The sequence below is a fragment of the Neobacillus sp. NPDC093127 genome (genome assembly GCF_044754175.1).
Taxonomy (GTDB): Bacteria; Bacillota; Bacilli; order Bacillales; family Cytobacillaceae; genus Neobacillus.
The window spans coordinates 83,933-110,175 of the sequence record NZ_JBIVOP010000015.1; the positions used below are offsets into that span (position 1 = coordinate 83,933).

Consider the following 26,243-nt stretch of genomic DNA (forward strand, 5'->3'; position numbering starts at 1 on the left):
CTCTCCTATGCTAAAATATGATTCATTTTTATTTTTTTTGTCAGTAAATAATGTTTATTTTCTGCTACAGCATCAATTTCCAGCGGCACGCGTTCTACCACTTCAATTCCGTATTTCGTTAACCCATCCATTTTCTCAGGATTGTTTGTCATCAACCGCACCTTCGTAATCCCTAGATCTCGCAGCATTTGCGCTGATAAACCATAATCACGCATTTCCGCCGGGAATCCTAATTTCACATTGGCTTCGACTGTGTCATAGCCCTGCTCTTGCAGCTCATAGGCCTTTAATTTATTTAAGAGGCCGATATCTCTGCCTTCCTGTTCCATGTAGAGCACGATGCCTCGGCCCACTTCTTCAATCATTTCTAATGACAGATGCAATTGCGGCCCGCAATCACAGCGTTTTGAATGAAAAACATCACCGGTCAAACACTCAGAATGGATGCGTACAAGCGGTGCGTCATCTTCTTTACGCAGATCCCCCTTCACGATTGCTACATGCTCTTTCTCATCTAGCTGATTGGAATAGCCAATCAGCTGAAATTCGCCAAATGATGTGGGAAGCTTCACTGATGCCTCACGTTTCACCAGCTGCTCATGTTGATAACGATAGCGGATTAAATCGGCAATCGTCACCAGCTTCAACTCATACATTTCAGCCAATTTCATTAGTTCCGGCACCCTTGCCATTTCACCGTTATCACTCATAATTTCGCAAATGACCCCGGCAGGCTGCACACCGCAAAGTTTTGCAAAATCAACCGCTGCTTCCGTATGGCCATTCCTCTCAAGCACACCATTTTCCTTGGCCACAAGCGGGAATACATGACCAGGCCGGCGAAAATCTGAGCTGATTACATTTGGGTCTAACAGCTGTAAAATCGTTTCAGAACGCTCAAATGCACTAATACCAGTCGTTGTATTTTTGTAATCAATACTAACCGTAAAGGCCGTTTGATGGTTATCTGTATTGTGCTGGACCATCGGATGTAAATCGAGACGTTCTGCTAATTCCTTCGATATAGGTGTACAGATTAAGCCGCGGCCATGTGTAGCCATAAAGTTAATATTTTCTGGTGTTGCAAAATCTGCCAGCACCAAAAAGTCTCCTTCATTTTCACGATTCTCATCGTCTACCACGATAATGATTTTTCCCTTTTTCAAATCTTCAATTGCTTCTTCAATGGTATGAAACATAGTCAAAACACCGCCCTTTCTAAAATCCATTTTGTCTTAAAAAATCCATCGTTATCGGTGAACTTTCTTGCTTGCGCTCCAATTGATGAATAACATATTTTCCAAGCATGTCATTTTCAATATTCACGACATCATGCTCTCTTTTGATTCCTAAGATTGTTTCACTAAACGTTAGTGGAATAAGCGAAACGGTCAGCTTCGTCGGTTGCACATCGAAAATCGTTAAACTGATTCCATCAATTGCAATTGAACCTTTTAGTACGCAATATTTACTCAGTTCTTCACTGATGCCAATATCAACATATACCGCATTTTCAACCTTCCTTTTTCGTAAAATGACGCCCGTTCCATCCACATGCCCCGAAACGAAGTGACCGCCAAATCGGCCATTTGCCGGCATCGCCCGTTCCAAGTTGACCACATGGCCAATTTGCAATGACTGGATATTGGTTGCCTTCACCGTTTCCGGCATGACATCAACCGTAAACGCGTTGGTTGAAAAGGAGGTGACAGTTAAGCAGACGCCATTTACGGCGATACTGTCGCCCAAATGAATGTCTTCTACAATTTTTTGGGATTCTAACGTTAACTGCATGCTATGAGACCCGCTTTTCATCGCTTTGACCTTACCTAAATCTTCTACAATTCCTGTAAACATAAATTAACCTCATTTCAGTACCGACGTTATTTTCAGATCCTCGCCAATCATTTCTACATGTTGAAATTTCAATTCGAAAGCGTCTGTCATTTGCCGGACATCTAAATCTGCAAACATGGGTACTGCCTGATTCCCGCCGACAATTTTCGGGGCAACATAGGTTATCAGTTGGTTTACATACCTTGATTTCAAAAAGCTTGCATTGACGGTTTTGCCGCCTTCTACATATAGTTTCATCACCTGACGTTTTCCAAGCTCCGTTAGCAACTCGGTAATGTCGATGGTTGGCTGTGAAAGTTGTATGATTTCTACATGGGGCTGTTGAAAACTAGCCATCTTCTCAGGCGCTGCTTCCGACCCGGTAAAAATCCATGTTGGCGACTGCCCATCCGTGATGACCTTTTTATCGTACGGCATCGTTAAATGCGTATCTAAAATGATTCGAATCGGTTGTTTTTTCGTCTTGCCAAGCCGATTGGTTAGACTTGGATTATCCGCTAAAACGGTCCCAATCCCGACTAAAATCGCATCATATTTCTCTCTATCATTGTGTACATCTTGTTGTACTTCGCTGCCAGTAATTTGTTCACAAAAACCAGTTTGTGCCGATATATTACCGTCCAGCGTAATGGCCTGTTTCAATGTCACAAAAGGTTTATTTTGTTGAATAAAATGAAAGAATGCCTCATTTAACGCATCAGCCCGCTCTTTCAAAACACCTGTTTTCACTTCAATCCCAGCGTCTCTCATAAGGGCAATGCCTTTGCCTGCGACTAACGGATTGGGATCCATTGAGGCAATGACCACACGATGCACACCGAATTCTATCAGAGCCATCGCACATGGTGGTGTTTTCCCGTAATGACTGCATGGTTCGAGCGTCACATAAACAGTACTTCCTTTTGCCCGATTTCCTGCCATTTGTAGTGCATGGACCTCTGCATGCGGGCAACCTGCCTTCAAATGAGCACCGAATCCAATAATTTCTCCATCTTTCACTATCACAGCACCCACAACAGGATTCGGTGTAGTTTGTCCTTCAGCAGCTTGCGCTAATTTCAAGGCAAAATCCATATAAAACTCATCCGTCATCTTGATCCCCCTCCAATCACGGTTTTTCACAAAAATAAAACCCCTTAGAATAAGTCACTAAGGAGTTTAGGAGGAGAGTATGTAATAATGGCAGCACTAAATAAGCCTACTGAAGGTTATTTTTTCTTCAAAAGCTTAATACCATTGCTCATACATCCTTCTCCCATCCAGACTATACTGTCGGCTTTGGATTCACACCAAATCCTGCCTTTATGAAAAGGCTCACGGGCTTAGAATTTCTTCATCACCGTCGATTGGGACTTTCACCCGACCCCGAAGGACATTGCATATGAAATTTTGTTTTGGTTTTATAAAATATAAAACCCCATAGATTATCTCTACGGGGTGGTTAGGAGTTTTCTTGTTGTAAGCATCGCCAAATAAACCTTTTGAAGTGTGTTTTTCTTCATAAGGAAATAAAGCCTGCTCATCCGTCCTTCTCCCATCCAGACTATACTGTCGGCTTTGGATTCACACCAAATCCTGCCTTTAAAAAAGGCTCACGGGCTTAGAATTTCTTCATCACCGTCGATTGGGACTTTCACCCGACCCCGAAGGACTATTCATATTTATCACATATTATAGCACTGTTAGAATTAAAATTCACACTAAATGATTAACCTTATAATTAGCGGAATTCGTAATATGATTATAACTGCTGTAATTATGGAAGTAAAAAGTCAAACCAACTGTCCACCGTGGGCGTACAAATGTCCATGAGCGGTGCCTGACACCCCCTAATGACACCCTCTATATTTCAACAAATCTCTTAGTAGTTTTTTGATGAGAATCCCAGTATTTCAAGGAATACTGCATTTTCAATCAAACGATTGATTGGTTTTATTAAAATTAATCAATCGTTTGATTGAAATCGGACCTAGTGCTTATAAATAGAGGGTTTACACCTAAAAAGCAGTAAATATATCGTCGAAAATAGGATTCTTCTTATTTCTTTAACCGCAATCCGTGGCGAAAAATAAGTTTCTGCCACTCATAATACACGTTTCGACAGGAATTCCTCTATTTCCGTATTAACTAAACGTTTGATTGAATCATGACTAACTCCTTCTGCCGTTTGGCTTTTTCCCGGGAAATTGATAAAGATAATGTCGAAACCCGCTCGACATTTTTCATAGAATAAGGCCTCTTATAGAGATTCTAAATAAATGAAAAAAATCATTCCCCCATTGCTTTAATGCAATGAGGGAATGATTTTGAGTTAGGAGTTATTGGTCATCTGTTTTTACTGCAGACTTTTTCAAAGTCCTTTGAAGTTGATAAATTTTCATCATACCAATTAAACCAGCTAATAATGCTCCCAATAGGACTGACCCAATGATGACGAGGATCAATGGCCATTCCGCTTTTCCAAATAAGTAATTAACCGTTACAGGTTCAACATTAATAACTGAGAAAACCGCAATAATTAAGATCAAAAGTAGGACAACTATTAGGTTCCATTGCTTTTTCATACATCACCTCATAAAAAATTTTTTTATGGGACTAGGGACAGGCTTCTTGTCCCAAATGGGAAAAACCCTTTCGTTAAGTAAAAATCACTCTAAATTTATCCTTAAGTAAACAATTCCATTATACTAATCTTTTCAGTTTTCTCCAATTGCCGTTGCATTCAAAATAAAATAGGGACAAGGCGCCTAGCCCCTTGTCCCTATAATTGATGGTATTGCTCAATAATCCCTTTGACTAAAGAGGAAGTTCCGTCGAGTTGTGTCAGCTTCTCAATTGCTGCTTTTAATCCGTGTTCATTGATGGCCGCCTGAACTTGGACTGCTTCTTCATCCCCTTGAAAATCGTACATGAGAGCTGCGGCAATCCCTTTTAATAGATATTCAGGGTTCTTTCCGACGATCTCCTGGTATTGTCTTGCGGGACTAACGAGGCGATCGTTTGGTCCAAGCTTGCGGATTGGCGAGCGCGCTACTCTTGTCACTTCGTCAACAATATAAGAATTCGAGAAGCGTCCGATAATCTTTTGAATATATTTGTTATGTTCCTCTTCGTCAAAGCCGTATTTTTTAATTAGAAACGCACCGCTTTCTTTAAGGGCACCTTCCACTAGCTCAAGAATTTGCTTGTTCTCCATCGCACGATTAATCGTATCCATTCCAAAATAATAACCAAAATAGGCAGCAAGGGCATGACCTGTATTGACCGTGAATAGCTTCCGTTCAATATAAGGCACTAATTCCTGAACATAGGTGATTCCCTTAACAGGAGGTTTCTCGCCAATGATCTTCGGTTCTTCTACCACCCATTCATAGAATGGCTCCACTTTTACCATCAGCTTATCTACATTAACTTGATTCGGTACAATCCGGTCGACAGCGGAATCAGGAAAGCCGAAACGTCCTTCAAATTGTGATTGTTCATCAGCTGTTAATTTTTCAAAGATCTTCGCTTTTAAAAGCGAGCTCCCGCCAATCATATTTTCACAAGCAATAATATTGAGCGGCTTATCTGTTTGTTCGACACGTTTGCGCAGGCCATCTGCAATCAAACTGGCGATCAACGGAAGAATGTTCGGTCCGATCGCCGTAGTAACTAGATCTGCTTCAGCAATGGCCGCTATCACTAGCTTCGGGTTTGATGCACTATTAATCGCTCTTACATTTTTTATCGTAACTTCTTCTTGAGTTGGCTCAGCAAGTACGACACGATATTCATTCTTTTCATTTAGTAAATTTACAATTTCACTATTTACATCGACAAAGCAAGTTTCATATTCTGAATGATATAATAAATTCCCGATAAAGCCACGGCCGATGTTTCCAGCTCCAAAGTGAACAGCCAACATCTTAGTTCACCTCTTCAAAAATCGCCAAAATTTCATCGGCTGTTGTTGCGGCAACAAGCTTTTCAATATTTTCTTCTTCGGAACAAACAATCGCAATATTTGAGAGGATGTCTAAATGTTCATTGTCTTTTCCGGCAATCCCAATGAGCAGCTTTACAATATTTCCGGAACCAAAGTCTACCCCTTGTGGAACTTGAACGAATGAAATTCCTGATTCCTTAACCAATAACTTTGAATCCTCAGTTCCATGTGGAATAGCGACAAAATTACCCATATAAGTAGAAGTTAACGCTTCTCTTTCTAGCATCTTTTCAATATAGTTTGCGTCTACATACCCTTTATCGACAAGAATGCTTCCTGTTATGCGAATAGCTTCTTCTTTTGTCCCTACTGCTGTATTTAATAAAATATTTTCTTTAGCCAAAATGGATTTCGTCATAACGAAACACTCCTTAATTCTTTTAATTTCTCGGTAAAAAATTGATCAAATCTGGCTGTTAGTAATCTCATTATCCTTCCATAGTCACCTGATTGAAAAACAGCTATATTTTCATCACTTTCAATTAACAATGAGCTTATATAACTTAACACTTCTAAAACTTTATCTGAGGTGTTCGCAGGCGATAGCAGCAAAATGAAATAGATCATGTTCATTTCATTTTCATCCATGCCGACAACCTTAATGGGCGTTTGCAGAACAGAAATGACAAAGCACGGCTGCAGCACATGTGGTGTTCGCGCATGAAATAATGCTATCCCCGTTTCCGGAATCCCTATTCCTCCAAGTTTTTCTCTTTCGAGGACTTTCTTAACGACGGCTTCCACATCGTCAATCTTTTGTTTTTCATATAGACTTTGACAAAGCTGTGTTAAGATTTCTTCTGTTGTCTTCTTTTCGCTTAATTCGTTTAATTCGAAGTCTTCGAGAATGGTTGCAATCGCCCTAGTATATTCTTGGATACCACGCATTTCCTCAATTAACCCGGCGGCACTCTTTTTGCTCACATTGGCATTCAACGTGACAGGCAGGTGTTTTTCGGAACTATTCACAATCTTATATTCATTGATAAAGGAACGAATCTTCTCGATCTCATCTTTATTTAAAAAGGGATTGACTACTATATAATCCGATTCATAATTAGGAATAGGTATCGTGGATATCACTAATTGATAATTATCCTTTTTCATCTTTTTAAATTCCATAACTGACACATTCTGAATGTGTTTCAACTCTGGGAACTCTTTTTGTAATCTCGTGGCCAGCATTTTAGAGGTACCAATTCCACTTGAACAAACCACTAGCGTTCTAAAATTTATAAGCTCCCTGCTGCCCAATATGGCGGCACCAAAATGCATAACGAGATATCCCGTTTCCTCATCCGGAAGATAAAAATCATCAAAAACCTGCTTTCCTGCCTGTTTGACAATCGCAAACAAATCAGCATAATCTCGTTTTATTTTATCTAACAACGGGTTACTAATCCCCATCTTTTGTTTCATTCGATAAATAGCAGGCTTTAAATGCATGACGAGCCCTTCAAATAAGGATCGATTTGCCGCTAGGTCTAAACCCACTAAATTCCCTACCAGCTCAATCAATTTTTTAGTTTTGATCGCAACCTGTAAGCTGGTATCTTCGTTTAAATATTCATGATCATGCCTTAACTTCGCACCTTTTAAGTGCATCGTGATGTAGGCAATCTCCGCCTCAGGTATATTAATCGTAAAAACCTGCTCCAACCCGGTAACTATTTTTTCTGCAAACCTATATTCCTTTGTTGCTTTTTGATTTTCTAAATACGATGAATTGATATTAATCCCTTCGCCTTTTTGAATCCGTTCCACCGCTAGGGCTAAATGAACCACTAACCCAATGTAGGCGCTGTCTGCCATCGAAAAGGGTAATTCCTGAACAATTGAATTTACAATTTTTTCGACGATAACAAGCTTTTTCTTTTCAACAAGTCCCATAAGTCTTTCAGAGATGGTATGAATTTGCTGGGTCGACCGCTTTTGAATATTTTCTCGTGTTAACGAAAGAATTTCGGATTCATCAAGATACACAGAGATAAGACTGCTCATGGCCCTTCGTTTAGCACCTTCATCTCCTTCGATTTCAACACCATAGCCTCTTCTTCGAATGAGTGCTAATCCAAAGGTTTGTAATCTCTCTTCCAGTTTGGTTAGATCAGCACTGACTGTAGCAATTGTGACATTTAAATCGTGGGCAAGACCAAGCAGTTTAACAGGTGCATTTGTTTCTAGCAGCTCACAGATAATAATCGTTTGTCGTTCTTCAGGTGTGTATTCTGTATGTGAGAGATTAAATAAGTATAGTTCTAGTTCGCGAATCTTGGTTTGGTCACCTGTGATTTGGACGCCAACCCCTGATTTTTTTTGTAAAGCCAGGTTATATTCGTCCAAAATATCTTCAACATTTTTTAAATCCCGATGGATCGTCCTTCCACTAACACCAATTTGTTTGGCAAGGTCTTTCACGGTCATTTCATCCGTATTCTTTAATAAGATTTCAAGGATTTGTCTTTCTCTTGCGGAAATATACATATTTCTCACTCCCTAAAGGTTGACCGTCAATCACCAATCATATGATGTTGCCAAAATTAAATTTTTATACTGACACTATCATTTTAATCCCGTTAAACCCTTTATACAACGGAAGCTATTTATATTTTAGTCAACTGCATTGTTGACAACTTTAAAATAAGAAAGGCCTAGCATAATTTGTCTAGGCCTTTCGTTCAATTATTTTCTCAAATCATTTATTAATTCGTCATATCTGGGACTATTTAAAAAGTTTTCTACCGAAATATGTGTCACATTCGGAAGCTTTGCTTTTGCACGGTCTGTTAAATCTTTGTGCGTAACAACAACGTCAGCATCATTTGGTAAGTTGTTAATCGCTGTGTTTATCACTGTAATATCTAGACCGGCCTTTTTTACCTTATTTCTTAAAATAGATGCACCCATGGCACTTGAACCCATACCGGCATCGCAAGCAAATACGATTTTGTTTACATTTTCAGGAATGATTGCATTTTGTGAGTTAGTTAACACTGAAGAAACAGAGCTTTTCTTGCCTTTCATTTGTTCCATTTTTGCTGCTGCAGAAGATAAGTCCTCATCTGTTGCCTTACTTGTTTTTAAGATCAATGAAGCTACTGCAAAGGATACAGCTGTTGCCACTAATACCCCTGCAAGGACACCAACTGCGCCGCCTTTTGGAGTCATTGCCATCAAGGCAAAGATACTACCCGGTGATGGAGCTGCTACAAGTCCGGCATTAAAAAGATTAAAGGTAAATACTCCACTTACCCCTCCTGCCATTGCAGCAAAGATAAGCATAGGTCTCATTAAAATATATGGGAAGTAAATTTCATGGATCCCACCTAAGAAGTGAATAACAACTGCTCCAGGTGCTGTTAATTTCGCTGAGCCTTTACCAAACAACCAGTAAGCAAGGAGAATACCTAATCCCGGTCCAGGATTTGTTTCTAATAAGAATAAAATCGATTTTCCAGCTTTTGCTGCTTGTTCCACCCCTAATGGACTTAAAATCCCATGGTTAATCGCGTTATTTAAGAAAAGTACCTTTGCTGGTTCAATAAAGATGTTAGCTAATGGCAAAATATTTATATCAACAACTATATCTACACCTTTTGCTAAAGCATTACTTAGCGCTTCAACAACTGGACCTACACCCTTATAAGCTAATAGAGTCAAGACACCACCAAGAATACCTGCTGAGAAGTTATTTACAAGCATTTCAAAGCCAGATTTAATTTTGCCATGAATCGCTTGATCGAACTTCTTTATGACAAAGCCTCCAATTGGACCCATAATCATCGCACCTAGGAACATCGGGATATCCGTTCCAACAATTACGCCCATTGTTGCTGTCGCACCAACGACACCACCACGAATATCGTAGACCATTCGACCACCTGTAAAACCAATTAATAATGGCAGTAAATACGTGATCATCGGTCCAACTAATTTAGCCAAATCCTCATTTGGCCACCTTCCAGAAGGGATGAATAATGCTGTTATTATCCCCCACGCAATAAAGGCACCAATATTCGGCATAACCATACCACTTAAATAACTGCCGAATCTCTGTATCTTCACTTTTATGTCTGCTTTTTCTTTTGCTGTTGCCGTTGCTGTTTCAATCATCTCTTTTCCCCCTTAACTTATTTGTAGAACTTTCTATAGTTAGATTAAAGCGTTTTCAAAATTCAATCAATAAATACAAAACTTCATTTTGTCTTAATGATTGTTGCCAACATTAATCTACTAAAGTAATCATGGCAACAGAAAATAATTAAACAAAAAAAGGTCTGTCCCGCCACTTTAAAGCAGCGAAGGACTGACCTTCTTTTTCTTATTTCTTGAGTATATTGTAATGACTTACTACCTCGTTTGTGATTTCACTGTTTTCATCCAACCCGCTTACTTCTTTGAGCGCAGCAGGAAGCCCCTTTTCTTTAATTATCGCTTGCAGCTTAGCTGCTTCTTCATCTTCTTGGTAATCAAAAAGCAGGGCCGAGGCAATAGCCTTTGCAAGATTCGTGTATGAGAGCCCCGCTTTCGCTGCTTCAGTAGCAGGACGCACGAGACGATCGTTTGGACCAAGCTTACGGAGCGGTGAACGGCCAACTCTTGTCACATCATCATTCAAATAGGCATTTTTAAAACGGCTAATAATTTTTTCGATATATTGGCTGTGTTCCTCTGGATTTAAGCCATATTGATGAATCAAATAGCCACCCGTTTCGCCAAGTGTCGCTTTAACTTGTTTCACAATCTTCTCATCCGCTAATGCCTGATCAATCGTAGACTTGTTCTCTAGATAACCAAGGTAGGCAATGACGGCATGACCGGTGTTTACTGTAAAAAGCTTTCGCTCGATAAATGGAGCGAGGTCTGAAACAATCTTCATCCCTTCAATCGGAGGAATGCTTTCGCTTGTCTCTACAACCCATTCATAATATGGTTCAACTAGTACATCGAGGGAGCCATGATTGTTTTGAATTGGGACGATCCGGTCAACGGCAGAATTAAAGAAATACACTTTGCCCGCTAAATTTGCCTTCGTCTCATCATCTAGATGTTCGAAAATATAACCCTTTAACAAATCGGTCGCAGAAATTTGGTTTTCACAGGCAATCACATATAACTTTTCTGGGTTTGACTTAACCCGTTCGGTTAACCCCTTCGCAATTAACGGGGCAATCCGCGGGAGGATATTCGGGCCAATCGCAGTCGTAAGGTAGGCGGCATCCTTTATTGCTGCAATCACTTCATTTTCTTGTGTCATATTGTTTAATCCTGACACGTTATCTACCGTGATCGTTTCTTGTTTATCTGTAGCCAATTTTACTTGATAGTTCTTTTTCTCATTTAACTGGCTTATAATTTGATCGGCAATATCAACAAAGGTCACATGATAACCCGATTGTGAAAAAAGTGCACCGATAAATCCTCTTCCAATATTCCCTGCTCCAAAATGGACGGCTAGTTTCATTTTTATCATTCCTTTAGTATATTTGTGTGAAGATAATCCAAAAAGATGGATTCCAATTTTGTCCGAATCATCTCTTCATTGGCTGATGAAAAAATCAGAACGGCGGCATGATTTTCAATTAAACTTGTGCTAATCAAGCTTACGATTTCCTGCTCTCTGATACTTAATTCCTCGGGTGCCAGCATCAGCAGTACATTCTTCATGTACATATTCTTTCCATCCATACCTTTTACAAGTATAGGCTGCTCCAAATGAGAAACCTGGAAGATGAGTTCATGAACGTTCTTATTTCTGCAGTGAAATAGTGCCAATCCGGTATTTGGAATACCGAGCCCGCCTTTTCGTTCCCGAGCTTCTATCGATTCCAGCACATCACTTGAATCTATTAACAGCCCATTCTTTTCTGCCAGTTTTACCATTTCTTCTAAAATCTGATTATGGCCTTTTAGATTCGGCATCCGATAAACGCTAAAGTTATTTAAAACAGACTGAATACTTTGATATACACCCTTTATCTCCTGTAATAATTCCCCTAAAGTGACACTTGTAAAACTGGCTGCGTGAGCCTTTTTGGGAGCTGTCTTTAGATAATTCTTATTTTCTGTTATCGTCTCGATGTTATCCCTTATGAAATTCCTGATGGTTACGATATTTTCTTCACTTAAGAGTGGAGAAACAAGGATATAGCCTAGATTTGTAAATGGGAGTTTAACGGTAGAGATAATCAGATCATAGCTGCTTAAATTATTTTGCTGCTGCATCTCTTTCATCGATTTGATCTCGATAGACCCAATTCCTACGATTTTCTTCTTAATTCGGCTGGCCAGCATCTTAGACGTGCCAATGCCTGTGGGGCATACGACTAGTGCCTTTATCGACAGATCTTCTTCCTGCATCACTAAAGCCGAGCCGAAATGGAGAACGATGAAGGCTATTTCATCATCAGGAAAGTCTGGAATATCGATAAAATACTTTTCAACACTATTCTTAACAGCTAAAAACAGAAACGGATATTTTCGTTTAATTTCCTCTTTTAACGGGTTAAACAATCCCATTTCTTGTTTAATTCGATATAGTGACGGCTCCATATGGGCAAGCAGTCCCTGATACAAAGAAAAATCCTTAGTTAAATCCACATGAAGTTGTGAAGATACATGTTCGATTACGTTTTTTATCCTTTTACTAAGGATAACACTATCATATGGAACAATATCGACGGCTTGAAGTTTAGAACCTTTAAGGATTGCCGCCAAAAAGTGTACATCATCTTTCGTAAACTCGACTGAAAATGACGATTCAATTCGCTGACAAATTTCCCTGATAAGGTTATATTCATTGGTTTGTTCGTTGAGAAAATCTGCATCTTCCTCTAATAAAAAAGAGCCTTCCGTCCTTTGCAAGGTAATACAAATATGTACGATTAGACCGATATAATCGCTATAGGCAAGACGATGCTGCAAATGATTAAAAGTAGTATTTACTACTCGATTAATCGCAAGAAGGTAGTCTGGACGAAAATAATACAAAATGACTTCTTGAAAACTCTTTTCATTTTCCAACAAAAACAAACTTTCCATTAGTTCTTCATTAAAATGAAGCAATATATAACTTGCCAGGGCTCTCCGTTTGTTTGATTCCGAGCCGTTTAGATCGACTCCGACTCCCCTTTTTCTAGTAATTTGCACATTAAAATGACGAAGCCACTCTGTCATTTCATCCAAATAGATGGTTAGGGTTGTGATGCTAACACCAAGGTCATTGGCTAACGTCTGAATTTTAAAGGACTCCTCTTGCACCAGAGAAATAAGGAGCAGCAGTTTTTTTTCCTGTGGTGTTTGATCAATTAGGTCAATGTTCATTAAATACTGAATCAGGCGAAATATTTGCTCATTCTTCCCCTCAATCATGAGCCCTTTATTGATATTACGGACTAAATGAAGCGCAAATGAGTCAAGAATTTTTTCTACCGCTTTTAAATCCCGTTGGATCGTTCGTCCACTCACATTTAAGTATGCAGCAATCGACGCAGCAGTATGATTACCTGATGTTTTAACGATTAATTCAATGATTGCTTTTTCCCTTGAAGTTATATACATGCAACCAACTCATTTCAGGGTGAAGTAACAGGTGCAAAAAGTGAATAGAAAAGCGGCAAACGCGGCTTTTCTATTCGGTAAATAAATTATTTATCATTTAAAATGTCCATGATTTCTCTTGCTGATTTTGCTTCAACTAGTTTTTCTATATTGGCCATATCAGAACAAGTAACGGCAATTCCAGATAAGATTTCAAGATGTGTTCCATCTTTCCCGGCAATACCGAAAATCAAACGTACCTTCTGACCGTCAAAGTCTACACCATTCGGTACTTGTAAAACCGTAAACCCGGAATTCAGGACATCCTTTTTCGCTTCTTCAGTACCATGTGGAATCGCGACATCGTTGCCCATATAGGTGGATGTCATTTCGTCACGTGCGATCATCGCATCAATATAGCTTTCCTTTACATACCCTGCTTTGACCAGCACATTGCCAGCGAAACGAATCGCCTCTTCTTTTGATGCAAATTCTTGGTTAAGGAAGATATTTTCTTCACGCAGTAAAGCATCATCAGTGTGCGGGTCACCGCTTGGAACAGCCGCTTCTGCGTCTTCCACGATTTCCTGAAGTTCAGCCGATTCAGGATTTTTTATCCGATTAATTAACTTATCGTATTCAGGACTTGATAGGAAGTTATCAACCGAAATATGATAGGCATTTGGCACTTGTTTCTGGGCTCTTGGTGTCAACTCTTCCTGCGTAATAACAATTTGTGCATCTGAAGGCAGGTTACTAATCGCTGTATTGGTAACTGCAATGTTCATTCCTGCTTCTTTTACCTTTTTTCGAAGAAGGGACGCGCCCATTGCACTTGATCCCATTCCAGCATCACAGGCAAAAATAATTTTGCTGACGTTTTCTGGCATCGTACTAGGATTAGTAGCAAAGACATTAGAAACAGAGCTTTTCTTGCCTTTCATTTCTTGCATTTTTCTTGCTGCTCCTTCAATGTCTTCATCCTTTTGCTTACCCGTTTTTAGAATGAAAGATGAAAGCACAAAGGATACGATTCCAGCTACTAAGACGCCGGCAATGTTGGCTAGATAAGCACTTGCTTGCGGCGGGGTAACGGCCATAATGGCAATAATACTCCCCGGCGACGCGGGCGAAGCTAATCCCCCACCTAAAAGCATCAATGTAAAGATACCGCTCATTCCGCCTAGAATGACGGCAAAGAACAACATCGGACGCATTAAAATATATGGGAAGTAAATTTCATGAATCCCGCCAAAGAACTGAATAATCGCTGCGCCTGGTGCTGACCTTTTGGCAGTCCCTTTTCCAAAAATACTGAAAGCTAGCAGGACACCGATACCAGGTCCTGGGTTTGCTTCAAGTAGAAATAGAATGGATTTCCCTGTTGTTTTCGCTTGTTCCAACCCAATTGGAGAAAGCACACCATGGTTAATCGCATTATTTAAGAACAAAACTTTTGCCGGTTCAATAAGGATACTTGTCAATGGCAGCAATCCCGTCGCCAATAACCAATCAACACCGGTAACAAGCCAGCCTGTAAACGTGGTGACGGCAGGACCAATGGCTAAAAAGGCTAAATTCGCAAAAAATCCACCAAGGATCCCTGCCGAGAAATTGTTCACAAGCATTTCAAAGCCTGCTTTAACTTTTCCTTCAATCAACTGATCAAATTTTTTAATAATATATCCGCCTAGCGGTCCCATAATCATTGCACCGAGAAACATCGGGATATCTGCTCCGACAATGACACCCATTGTCACAATCGCCCCGACCACACCACCGCGTTGATCGTGTACAAGCTTACCGCCTGTATAACCGATTAAAAGCGGAAGCAAGTAAGTGACCATAGGATCAACCAATTTGGCAAGGCTTTCATTTGGGAGGATACCAGTAGGAATAAATAGTGCAGTAATTAACCCCCACGCTATGAAAGCTGAAATATTCGGCATTACCATCGAACTTAGGAAGTTACCGAACTTCTGGACAGCTACTTTTATATTAGATTGAGCCATGTGCTCTCATCCCTTCATTATTGTATTACCTTATACATGGTAAAGTACGAACCCCCTTCATTCAATAAAGAGGAAAGCTAACTTTGTCATAATAATGGCGACAAAATTAGTGTTTCTCAAAGAACAAGTGGTTATGCCCTCCCCATCATTGCACAATATCTCAAATTTTTTAGCAGTTCTATAATGAGAATCCCCTTGTTTCAAGGAATACTACGTTTTCAATCAAACGATTGGTTAGTTTTTAAAATACTAATCAATTGTTTGATTAATATCGGATCAATGGCCTATAAATAAAGGATTTTATCCTTGAAATCGGATAAAATACTGTCGAAAATAAAACTCTTCTTTATATCTTTATGCGCAAACCGTGACGAAAAATAGGTCTTTTCCGCTCATATTACACGCTTCTACAGGTATACCCATATTTCCTTATTAACCAAACGTTTAATTGAATTTGGTCTTAGTCCTTCTCCTGTTTGGTTTTTTCCCGGGAAATTGATTAAAATGATGTCGATAACTGCTCGACTTTTTTTTCATAAAATACCCTTTCCGCAAAAAAGACAGAGACTACCAGGTGTTGAACCTGATGAAAAATAATAGACTACCCTTATAAGGAGCTGTCATTAACTAAGCTCACAAATAAGGGTATTTTTATATTTTATATATCGTTATTTATTTAACCGTTTTAGCAAAACTTCTTTTTCCGCTTCATAACCTGGCTTACCAAGTAAAGCAAACATATTTTTCTTATATGCCTCTACACCAGGTTGGTCAAACGGGTTTACACCTAGCAAATGTCCACTTATAGCAGTAGCTTTTTCAAAGAAGTAAATCATTTCACCGAATGTAAATTCATTTAATTGATCCAAGTCGACGACTAAATTTGGAACACCGCCGTCTACATGAGCCAACACAGTACCTTGGAAAGCCTTTTTATTGACTTCATCCATTGTTTTTCCAGCTAAAAAGTTCAAACCATCTATGTTATCTGGATCTGCTTGAATGGTTAGCTCGATTTGCGGCTTTTTAACTTGAAGGACCGTTTCGAACAAATCACGGCGTCCCTCTTGCACATATTGTCCCATCGAGTGTAAGTCAGTTGAAAAATCAACAGAAGCAGGAAATAGCCCTTTTAGATCTTTCCCTTCACTCTCACCATTTAATTGTTTCCACCATTCTGATACATAATGAAGCGATGGTTCATAGTTTACTAAAAGTTCAATTGTTTTCCCTTTACGATATAGAGCATTACGTACGGCTGCGTATTGGTAGCTTTCATTTGTGGAAAGCTCTGGGTTATTGTATTTTTTAGCAGCTGCCTTTGCTCCTTCCATCATTTTATCGATATCCAGACCAGCTGCCGCTATTGGTAAAAGACCTACTGCAGTTAAAATGGAATATCTTCCACCAACATCATCTGGAATTACAAATGTTTCATACCCTTCTGCATCAGCTAATTGTTTTAGTGCCCCTTTTGCTTTGTCAGTGGTAGCATAAATACGTTTTTTTGCTTCTTCTTTGCCGTATTTTTTCTCCAAATAGTCACGGAAAATGCGGAAAGCTACAGCCGGTTCGGTTGTTGTACCAGATTTAGAGATAACATTTACAGATATATCTTTACCCTCAAGCAACTCTAGCAAATGGGTAATATATGTAGAGCTAATATTTTGACCAGCAAAATAGACTTGAGTTTTACCGTTCATTTGATTATGGAATGTATGAGAAAGCGCCTCAATGGCTGCTCTTGCCCCTAAATAAGATCCTCCGATTCCAATGACAATTAAAGCATCTGAATTGCTGCGAATTCTTTCAGCAGCCTTTTTAATTCTTGAAAACTCTTCTTTATCATAATTATTCGGTAAATCTACCCAACCAAGAAAATCAGATCCTGGCCCCTTTTTGTCGTGTAATCTATTATGAGCAACTTTCACAAATTCATCTAAATAATCAACTTCGTTCTGATTCATAAATGATAAGGCGTTAGAGTAATCGAAAGAAATAGTCATGTAAAACCCTCCCAAATTAGATGTAAAAATAGAAGCAATCAGCGATTTCACTGATTGCTATATGTCTAAAAAACCCTAGTTTTTTGTCGTTTTAGCCCAATCAGCAGCAAATTTCTCAATCCCTTGATCAGTTAATGGATGTTTAGTAAGCTGCTCAATAACACTGTAAGGAATCGTAGCGATATGAGCACCTGCCATCGCTACACGTGTTACATGGTCTGGGTGGCGAACAGATGCAGCAATGATTTGCGCATTTATGTTATGAATGCGGAATACTTCTGCGATTTTACTTACCAATAGGACACCATCTTCAGAAATATCATCCAGGCGGCCTAAGAATGGCGAAACATATGCTGCACCTGCACGGGCTGCTAAAAGCGCTTGGTTCACGGTGAAGATGAGTGTTACATTGACTTTAACACCTTTTTTCGCAAGATAACGTGTAGTCTCTAATCCCGCTACATTCATAGGAACTTTTATGGTGATGTTTTTATCTCCACCGTTAATTTTTATTAGTTCTTCTGCTTCTGCGATCATTTCTTCAGCTGTTATAGCATTTGGAGTTACTTCAGCAGAAACAGATTCAACTTCTGGTACAGCTTGTAAAATTTCGGCAATACGATCTTCGAATTTTACACCTTCTTTAACAACTAAAGAAGGATTGGTTGTTACACCAGATAACACACCCATTTTATATGCCTTTTTAATATCCACAAGGTTAGCAGTATCGATAAAAAATTTCATGAAAATATTCCTCCATTTTAATAATAGGTTTTAGTTTTTTTCTACAGCATGTCCGCCAAACTCGTTGCGAAGAGCGGCGACAACTTTTCCTGTAAATGTATCATTTTCTAGTGAACGGTTGCGCATCAACAAGGACATGGTGATAATTGGAGCGGCGACTTGGAGATCAAGTGCGGTTTCAACCGTCCATTTCCCTTCACCGGAAGAATGCATAATACCTTTGATTTGATCCAGCTTCGCATCTTTAGAAAAGGCATGTTCCGTTAATTCCATTAACCATGAGCGAATGACTGAACCGTTATTCCATACTCTTGCGACTTTTTCATAGTCGTAATCAAATTCACTTTTTTCTAATACTTCAAATCCTTCACCAATTGCAGCCATCATGCCATATTCAATTCCATTATGAACCATTTTAAGGAAATGGCCGCCTCCTGCTTTACCTGTAAAAATATAGCCATTTTCTACAGCAGTATCACGGAAAATAGGTTCTACAACCGCCCAAGCTTCCGGATCTCCCCCTACCATATAGTTTGCTCCATTACGAGCACCTTCCATCCCGCCAGATGTTCCTGCGTCCATATAGCTCACGCCAATTTCCTTTAGTTGATTATAACGGCGGATGGATTCTTTATAATGGGAGTTCCCAGCTTCAATTACGATATCACCCTTTTCCAACAGCGGTGTCATTTCACTAAGAACCGAATCCACAACTGGATGTGGTACCATAATCCAAAGTACTCTCGGTTTGTCTAATGATAAAAAAAGTTCACTTAGATTAGTTGTTCCTTTTGCCCCATATTGTTGTATATCTACCACAGCATTAGGATTTAAATCATATGCTGTAACTTGATGGTGATGGTCAATTAAGTTTTTTCCAAGATTTAACCCCATTTTACCTAAACCAATTAAGCCTACTTGCATTTTTCTTCCTCCTCAAAACATAAAATAGTATGTTTTACTTTTAAGAATTTAATAAATCCTTGGTTGTTTGAACAACATTGTCAGTCGTAAATCCAAATAACTCCATGACAGCCGTTCCTGTTCCAGATGCACCGAATGTCTCAATAGAGATTATTTTTCCTTCTTGTCCTACATAGCGTTCCCAACCAAGAGAGATCCCCATTTCAATTGCCACTCGTTTTTTCATGGTTGATGGAAGCACAAACTCTTTATATTGTTCAGATTGGCGATTGAAAAGTTCCCAGCTTGGCATTGCAACTACACGAACGGATACCTGTTCTTTTTCAAGTTCAGTTTTTGCATTTATAGCCAATGCTACTTCAGAGCCAGTTGCGATTAAGACGACATCTGAATTTTCATTGGTTTCTGCCAACACATAAGCGCCTTTTGACAAGTCTTCAATATTTGCTTTTGTTTCGTTAAATACCGGTAAATTTTGGCGGCTAAGTACCAGTGCTACTGGACCATCAGTGTTTTGAAGTGCAAATGCCCAAGCACTCGCCGTTTCATTTGCATCCGATGGACGGATAACTGTAAGACCAGGAATAGCCCGAAGAGCAGTCAACTGTTCAATTGGTTCGTGTGTTGGACCGTCTTCACCAACAGCAATAGAATCATGTGTAAATACATACGTCACAGGCAGTTTTTGCAGGGCTGCCAAACGAATCGAAGGGCGTAAGTAATCATTAAAAACAAAGAATGTACTTACAAATGGTTTCACACCACCATGGAGAGCCATTCCATTACCAGCTGCTCCCATTGCATGTTCACGAACGCCAAAGTAGACGTTTCTGCCTGCATAAGATTCAACCGCGAAAGGCGCTTCCCCTTTTATATCAGTCATCGTGGATCCAGAAAGGTCTGCACTGCCTCCAAAGATTGAAGGAACTTTTTTAACAAAATGATTGATTGCCATGCCACTAGCTACACGTGTGGAAACTGCCTTTTCAGTTGGAAAAGTTAATAGATCTTTAACATCTAGCAGCACTTTCCCCTCAATTGCATCTTCAAGTTCGCTTCCTAGTTGTGGAAAGGCAGCTTTATAAGCTTTAAACAATTCATTCCATTGATTTTCAGCTTGTATCCCATTTTCTTTCAATGCTTCAAAGTGAGCTTTTACTTCTTCAGGTACATAGTAATCTTCTTCGTATTCCCAGCCATACACCTTTTTGGTTTCTTTTGCTTCATCTGCTCCAAGTGGATTACCGTGTGCTTTATTCGTTCCGGCAACTTTAGGACTGCCAAAACCGATAATCGTTCTAACTTCGATTAAAGTTGGCTGCACTGTATTTAATTTTGCTTCTGCAATGGCTTTTGTGATTTCTTCGACATTATTTCCATCTTCTACTCGTAGGTATTGCCAATGAACAGACTCTGCTCGCTTTTTAATATCTTCAGAGAATGAAAGACTTAACTCCCCATCCAGCGAAATGTCGTTGGAGTCATATAAAGCAATTAACTTCCCTAGTTTCATATGGCCAGCCATTGACATGGCTTCGTAGGAAATACCTTCCGATAAATCGCCATCGCCAACTAATGTGTACGTATAGTGGTCAACCACTGGGTATGCGTCTTTATTAAATTTTGCAGCTAAATGAGCTTCTGCCATAGCCATCCCTACCGCGTTGGCTATTCCTTGTCCTAATGGACCAGTTGTTACATCAACACCATCCGTATGACCAAATTCAGGGTGGCCGGGTGTTTTGCTGTTTAATTTACGGAAGCCTTTCAAATCCTCGATAGTGACATCATATCCGCTAAGATGAAGCAAGCTATATAACATACTTGAACCATGACCTGCGGATAAAACGAAGCGATCACGATTGAACCATTTTGAATGATTGGGATTATGTGACAAATGATTTGCCCAAAGTGCATAAGCCATTGGTGCTGCTCCCATTGGCAATCCTGGATGACCAGAGTTTGCACGGTTGATGGCATCGATTGATAAAGTACGAATCGTATTCACAGCTAAAGTTTCAATTGCTCTACTCATAAAATTTCCTTCCTCCCAGAACTTTCTTATTGTGCCACTAATTCTTGAACGGGCTTACTTAAATCTTGTACCTTTTCATCATCCAGCCACCATTTGAATCCATCCTCTTCAAGCAATCGATGTGCTGCCGTTGGACCGTTGGAACCTGCCGGATATAAATGAAGGGGTAAGAGGTTTTCTTTAAAAGCCTCCAGAATAGGCTGTACCCATTGCCATGACAATTCTACTTCTTTCCAATGAGCAAAGAACGTGGAATCCCCACGAATAGCATCAAAAATCAATCGTTCATATGCTTCAGGTACTTCTTTTTGTTCAGTTGAAAAACCAATTTTCACGGGTTCAACTTTTCCATTTCCAGGATTCCTGCTGTTTAGTTGTAATGTCACTTTTTCATTCGGACCAATCTCGATAATCAAAAGATTGGATGCCACTTTTTTTGCCGAACCCTTATGACCTCCATTTTTGAATTCAATGACAATCCGTGTAGATTTTTCAGCCATTCTTTTTCCTGTTCGAATATAGAATGGCACCCCTTGCCAAAATGGATTGTCAATCCAAAGTCTGGCTGCCACATAGGTATCGTTTTGGGAGGAAGCTTCAATTCCCGGTTCATTTCGATAACTTACAACTGGCTGCCCCACTATCTCTCCTGAACGATATTGACCACGAACCACATTTAGGTTTACGTCTTCTTTCTTTAAGGGGCGAACAGATTCGATCACTTTCTTCTTTTCATTTCGGATTTCCTTCGGGCTGATTTTCTTTGGCATATGCATGGCTGTCATCATCAAGATTTGCAGCATATGATTTTGGACCATATCGCGAATGGCACCAGATTGATCATAATATCCTGCGCGTTCCTCAACTCCAACCGTTTCACTAGCCGTAATTTGGACATTTGCAATATGCTGATTGTTCAACAGGGTTTGAATAACAGGATTTAAAAATTGTAAATCCCCCAAATTTTGAATCATTGTCTTACCTAGGTAATGATCAATTCGATAGATTTCATCTTCTTCAAAAGCTTTACTTAAGTTTGCATTTAGCTCCCGAGCTGACTCTAAATCTCGTCCAAACGGTTTTTCAATGATCAGTCGTTTCCAGCCTTTTGTAGAACCTAATCCACTTTCTTTAATATTCAAAGCGATTGTCTCGAAGAAAGATGGTCCGACAGATAGGTAGAACATCCGATTTCCTGGAATATTTAGTTCACTCTCACGTTGTTGAACAAGATTTAAAAGCTTCCCATAGTCATCCACGGTTTCTGCATCTAGAGTCTGGTAACGAAATGCACTAAGAAAAGCATCCATTTTGTCACGATTATCCACAACGCGCCTTGAAAATGTCTTGATTGATTGCTCAACATGATTTTGAAACTTACTATCAGACATTTCACGCCTGCCTAGTCCAATGATTGAAATGGATTGAGGCATTTTTTGATCATGAAATAAATTATATAAGGCAGGGAATATTTTCCGTTTCGCTAAATCACCTGTTGCGCCAAATAAGACGAAAGTCATTCCATTCATATTCATTCCTCCTTGCTGCTGCTTCCTTCAATTTATCTTTTCTGTTATTTCTTATTTAAATCATGTTGTCCTTCAATAAACCGAACTGTCCCAGTTTTGGCACGAATAACTACAGAATGAGTTGTACCAACATTCCCTTTATACTGGACACCCTTCAGTAGTTCACCATTCGTTACACCTGTTGCTACAAAATAAGCATCATCGCCTTTCACAATGTCATCCATTAATAAAACTTTATTAAAGTTGTTAATGCCCATTTTCTTTAAACGAATTTTTTCCTCTTCTGTGTGTGGAAGAAGCTTGCCTTGAAACTCCCCTCCTAAGCTTTTCAATGCGGTGGCAGCCAATACACCTTCGGGGGCGCCACCTGAACCAAGCATGATATCAACACCCGTATTTTCAAACGCAGTATTTATGGCAGCTGCCACATCACCATCTTGCATAAGTTTAATTCTTGCTCCAGAATCACGAATTTCCTGAATCATTTTTTTATGTCGTTCCCGATCTAAAATAGCCACAACTACGTCTTCAATATTTTTATTTTTTGCCTTTGCAACGGCTGTTAGATTGTCTATGACTGGTGCATTAATATCAATTTCCCCCACAGATTCAGGACCAACAGCGATTTTTTCCATATACATGTCTGGTGCATGCAATAGATTTCCATGCTCTGCGACAGCTATAGTAGCAAGTGCATTCCATGTTCCTGCAGCAACAATATTGGTTCCCTCTAATGGGTCAACAGCAATATCTACTTCAGGTCCATCACCTATACCCAGTTGTTCACCAATATATAACATAGGGGCCTCGTCCATCTCACCTTCACCAATAACAACGGTACCTCTCATATGAATGGAATTAAACATGTCTCTCATTGCTTGCGTTGCTGCTTCATCTGCTTGGTTTTTTTCCCCTCTCCCCAACCATCTGCCAGCAGCTAAAGCCGCGGCTTCAGTGACTCGAACAAGTTCCATTGAAAAGTTTCTGTCCATTTTACTTAATCCTTTCGTTATTAGATTCTGAATTTAACTATTCATTCACCCCATTGTTTTAAGACTTGATTTTCGGCAATACTCTTAATTGCTTTATTGGTTATACCTTTTTTAGCAATAACATTTGTTTTATAATTTTTTCCTTTAAATAAAACTGTAACGGTTACTTCGATCATGCCCTGCCTCTCCTTTCGACAACTTTTTAATGTTACTCCTATATCTGTTAAAATTGCTTTTAATTTAAATATCTTGAATTCGAGATATTACTGAAAAAAAAAAGCCCCTATTGCCTCTCAAATACCAAAATACTCATAGTATTTTAATCAATCCCGTCCACCTTTTTCCAATTTAATTCAAAAGAATTTTCAATCTCCGGCCAAAGGTCTGCCTGTTCTTCTATCAAATATCCCACTCTCCTTTTTTGGGAATGAGAAAAAAATTTATCAACAAGCTATATTTTTCTTTTGTACAGCAATTTTAACATCTAGATTAGGAACGTTTATTAATCCTTCTAACACTGAAAGTTTTGCCTTATGTTCCTGGAATTCTATATCACTAAAAACGTTTGCTTGTTTATTATTAAAGATCATTTGCCTTACTAATTCCTTGAATTTTGGAGATTCAATTAATAAATAATCAATTAGTTCGATTGCAGCCTGCTTTTCCAGTTCACTCTTCACTGCAAAGATACTTTGTTGATCCGGATCAAATACAACGATAGATTGGAAATCCTCTGTAATTCTTAAACCAAAGTAGCTTTTTTTCGTTCCATAATATTCATTATTCCGTATCCGCATTAAATTTACGCCAACCATCATTTCATAATAAGGAAATTTCTTATTTGGATATTGAAAACCACCAAGTTCAATGTTTGAAATTTCGTCAATAAATATTTCCTTTTCAAACTTAGTTTGGATAACCTTTGATTCTAACAAGCTCATTATAAAGACCTCACTTTTTATTTTTAATATAATAAATTTTTAAAACAAAAAGTAACATGTATATAAAAGGTAACCTAATGGACAAAAAAAGAGTAACAATTAATTTCCGTCCATATTTTCCATTGTTCCTTCATGAATTCGTTTGATGAGTTGATATGGTCTTGGTTTCTGCAATATTCCTTTCATTAAACCACCTCCAACACATTATCTCGAATTTTAATATCTCGAACATGAGATAATTGTAATACCTTTTCTGTTTTATGTCAATAACTTATACTCTTTCATTCGATGTAGTTACAAAAAAACTAATCGGGAAATTTCCGATTAGTTTTTCATTGCACATTGAATTCAGCTAATATCATTTCCTCGGTCTGAGGCATAGTTAGACCAAGATGCCAGCAGCCCATCCCCGCTAATCCATATTGTCGAATAACACGGAGTTTAACAAGCAAGCTTCGCGGGTCTTCAAACCACACTTCATGTGAATTTCCTTTATTATCAACATAACGAAACGATGGGGCAGCAGCATTTTCATCATAGTGGACCGGACTTTGATATCCAGTATATAAATCAATGGCATGTTGCGTCGAATAAGCAGAGCCAGAACGCTTATTACTTCCTATTACCCAATCATACGCATATTGCGGAATTCCCAACATCAGCTTTGATCTATCAACAACTGAGACAGCATAATCCAGCGTGGCTTTGACTCTGTCTATTGGGGCAATTGGACCAGAAGGACCTCCAGGCCAATGCCAATCATATGTCATCAAAAACATTTTATCGAGGTATTTCCCCAGCGTTCTGTAATCATAAGCTGTGGAATAGAATGGGACCCGATCTCCTTCTTTTGGCGGAACGGCCATCATAACTTCCATTCCTGTTGGATGAAGTTTTGCAGCTAATTCTTTAATAAACAGATTGAGGTTATCTCGATCTTGCGTTTTCACCTGTTCAAAGTCAACGACAATCCCTTTATAATCATGACTATCCAATAGGGAATAAATATTATTAACCAGCTTTTTCCTTAGCCAGGGCGTACTTATTAATCGATGAGTAAGATTTGGATCAAATCCTTTTTCGCTTAAATTTGTAATTGTAGCATACGGTGAGAGGTTCTCTTTCCAAGCAATCTTATGTGCCTGGTTTTCAGGTGTTTCAATGATGTTGCCTTGTTCATCGGAACGATACTCAAACACGAAAATACTTGAAAGGGTCTTTTTATAATTATTCAGCATCCAAGCGTTGGTATTCTTATCTTTTGGAACAAAATAGGTTCCGGTCCATACATTCATTTTTGGAGGGCGGGGAATACTTAATTTCTGACCGGGCACAATGACACGACTCTTTAATTGATTTTGTTGCATTAATGTTTCTTCGCTAATGGCGTGACGATTAGCAATCGCCCATATACTGTCACCCGCTTGCACAATATAAGTGGAACCAGGTATCAACATCGCCTGGCCAAGGACTAATTGGCTATTCTTAGCTAAACCATTTAGTTTAGCAAGTTCATCACTGTCAATTTTGTATTGTTTTGATATTTTGGTAAGGCTATCTCCTGACTTCACTTCATGGATGACTTGAGCGTAAGTCAATATAGGAGTCATTACTACCATATAAGCCGCAAGGATAATCAATATCAATAATTTCTTAGCCATAAAATCCTCCTGAAA

The 26,243-nt window shown here is 39.1% G+C and carries 20 protein-coding genes and 2 riboswitches; all 20 genes read right to left on the reverse strand.

Going from position 1 to position 26,243, the window contains the following annotated elements:
• Positions 1–5 precede the first annotated feature (5 nt).
• A complete protein-coding gene (locus ACIQCO_RS19600) occupies positions 6–1,199 on the reverse strand; it encodes a bifunctional 3,4-dihydroxy-2-butanone-4-phosphate synthase/GTP cyclohydrolase II (RefSeq protein WP_400431539.1) in 1,194 nt (397 codons plus the stop codon).
• Positions 1,200–1,218: 19 nt separating this feature from the next.
• The gene (gene ribE, locus ACIQCO_RS19605) at positions 1,219–1,857 is read right to left on the reverse strand and encodes a riboflavin synthase (RefSeq protein ID WP_400431393.1); all 639 of its coding nucleotides are present in this window, start codon (positions 1,855–1,857) and stop codon (positions 1,219–1,221) included.
• Between the two features lie 9 nt (positions 1,858–1,866).
• A complete protein-coding gene (ribD, locus tag ACIQCO_RS19610) occupies positions 1,867–2,949 on the reverse strand; it encodes a bifunctional diaminohydroxyphosphoribosylaminopyrimidine deaminase/5-amino-6-(5-phosphoribosylamino)uracil reductase RibD (RefSeq protein ID WP_400431396.1) in 1,083 nt (360 codons plus the stop codon).
• Positions 2,950–3,100: 151 nt separating this feature from the next.
• Positions 3,101–3,234: riboswitch (FMN riboswitch) on the reverse strand.
• A gap of 145 nt (positions 3,235–3,379) precedes the next feature.
• Positions 3,380–3,512, reverse strand: a riboswitch (FMN riboswitch).
• 663 nt (positions 3,513–4,175) lie between these two features.
• A complete protein-coding gene (locus ACIQCO_RS19615) occupies positions 4,176–4,421 on the reverse strand; it encodes a LapA family protein (RefSeq protein WP_400431399.1) in 246 nt (81 codons plus the stop codon).
• 197 nt (positions 4,422–4,618) lie between these two features.
• Positions 4,619–5,764 carry a mannitol-1-phosphate 5-dehydrogenase gene (locus ACIQCO_RS19620; protein WP_400431403.1) on the reverse strand — a complete coding sequence of 382 codons (1,146 nt, stop codon included), beginning with the start codon at positions 5,762–5,764 and terminating at the stop codon, positions 4,619–4,621.
• Between the two features lies 1 nt (position 5,765).
• Complete coding sequence (locus tag ACIQCO_RS19625) at positions 5,766–6,203, reverse strand: PTS mannitol transporter subunit IIA (protein ID WP_400431406.1); 438 nt, start codon at positions 6,201–6,203, stop codon at positions 5,766–5,768.
• On the reverse strand, positions 6,200–8,329 hold the full coding sequence (locus ACIQCO_RS19630) for a BglG family transcription antiterminator (RefSeq protein ID WP_400431409.1): 2,130 nt from the start codon (positions 8,327–8,329) through the stop codon (positions 6,200–6,202). The genes ACIQCO_RS19625 and ACIQCO_RS19630 overlap by 4 nt, the downstream gene beginning before the upstream one ends.
• A gap of 198 nt (positions 8,330–8,527) precedes the next feature.
• Positions 8,528–9,958 carry a PTS mannitol transporter subunit IIBC gene (locus ACIQCO_RS19635; protein WP_400431412.1) on the reverse strand — a complete coding sequence of 477 codons (1,431 nt, stop codon included), beginning with the start codon at positions 9,956–9,958 and terminating at the stop codon, positions 8,528–8,530.
• A gap of 208 nt (positions 9,959–10,166) precedes the next feature.
• Positions 10,167–11,309, reverse strand: coding sequence for a mannitol-1-phosphate 5-dehydrogenase (locus tag ACIQCO_RS19640; RefSeq protein WP_400431415.1), 1,143 nt, complete (start codon positions 11,307–11,309; stop codon positions 10,167–10,169).
• A gap of 5 nt (positions 11,310–11,314) precedes the next feature.
• Positions 11,315–13,405 (reverse strand): BglG family transcription antiterminator, encoded by a 2,091-nt coding sequence (locus tag ACIQCO_RS19645; RefSeq protein WP_400431418.1) that lies wholly within the window; start codon positions 13,403–13,405, stop codon positions 11,315–11,317.
• 86 nt (positions 13,406–13,491) lie between these two features.
• Complete coding sequence (locus ACIQCO_RS19650) at positions 13,492–15,396, reverse strand: PTS mannitol transporter subunit IICBA (protein WP_400431421.1); 1,905 nt, start codon at positions 15,394–15,396, stop codon at positions 13,492–13,494.
• A 668-nt stretch (positions 15,397–16,064) separates the two neighbouring features.
• Positions 16,065–17,402: a glucose-6-phosphate isomerase gene (locus tag ACIQCO_RS19655; protein WP_400431424.1), complete on the reverse strand. Its 1,338-nt coding sequence runs from the start codon at positions 17,400–17,402 to the stop codon at positions 16,065–16,067.
• A gap of 75 nt (positions 17,403–17,477) precedes the next feature.
• The gene (fsa, locus tag ACIQCO_RS19660; RefSeq protein WP_400431427.1) at positions 17,478–18,146 is read right to left on the reverse strand and encodes a fructose-6-phosphate aldolase; all 669 of its coding nucleotides are present in this window, start codon (positions 18,144–18,146) and stop codon (positions 17,478–17,480) included.
• Positions 18,147–18,176: 30 nt separating this feature from the next.
• Complete coding sequence (gnd, locus tag ACIQCO_RS19665; RefSeq protein WP_400431430.1) at positions 18,177–19,070, reverse strand: phosphogluconate dehydrogenase (NAD(+)-dependent, decarboxylating); 894 nt, start codon at positions 19,068–19,070, stop codon at positions 18,177–18,179.
• A 40-nt stretch (positions 19,071–19,110) separates the two neighbouring features.
• On the reverse strand, positions 19,111–21,105 hold the full coding sequence (gene tkt, locus ACIQCO_RS19670) for a transketolase (RefSeq protein ID WP_400431433.1): 1,995 nt from the start codon (positions 21,103–21,105) through the stop codon (positions 19,111–19,113).
• Between the two features lie 26 nt (positions 21,106–21,131).
• Entirely contained in the window at positions 21,132–22,634 is a 1,503-nt protein-coding gene (gene zwf / locus ACIQCO_RS19675; protein WP_400431436.1) for a glucose-6-phosphate dehydrogenase, read from the reverse strand.
• 44 nt (positions 22,635–22,678) lie between these two features.
• Entirely contained in the window at positions 22,679–23,626 is a 948-nt protein-coding gene (glpX, locus tag ACIQCO_RS19680; protein ID WP_400431439.1) for a class II fructose-bisphosphatase, read from the reverse strand.
• 41 nt (positions 23,627–23,667) lie between these two features.
• Positions 23,668–23,802, reverse strand: a complete 135-nt coding sequence (locus ACIQCO_RS19685; RefSeq protein ID WP_400431442.1) for a BA3454 family stress response protein — start codon at positions 23,800–23,802, stop codon at positions 23,668–23,670.
• Positions 23,803–24,069: 267 nt separating this feature from the next.
• Positions 24,070–24,567 carry a hypothetical protein gene (locus ACIQCO_RS19690; protein WP_400431445.1) on the reverse strand — a complete coding sequence of 166 codons (498 nt, stop codon included), beginning with the start codon at positions 24,565–24,567 and terminating at the stop codon, positions 24,070–24,072.
• 332 nt (positions 24,568–24,899) lie between these two features.
• Positions 24,900–26,228 (reverse strand): glycosyl hydrolase family 18 protein, encoded by a 1,329-nt coding sequence (locus tag ACIQCO_RS19695; RefSeq protein ID WP_400431447.1) that lies wholly within the window; start codon positions 26,226–26,228, stop codon positions 24,900–24,902.
• Between the last annotated feature and the right edge of the window lie 15 nt (positions 26,229–26,243).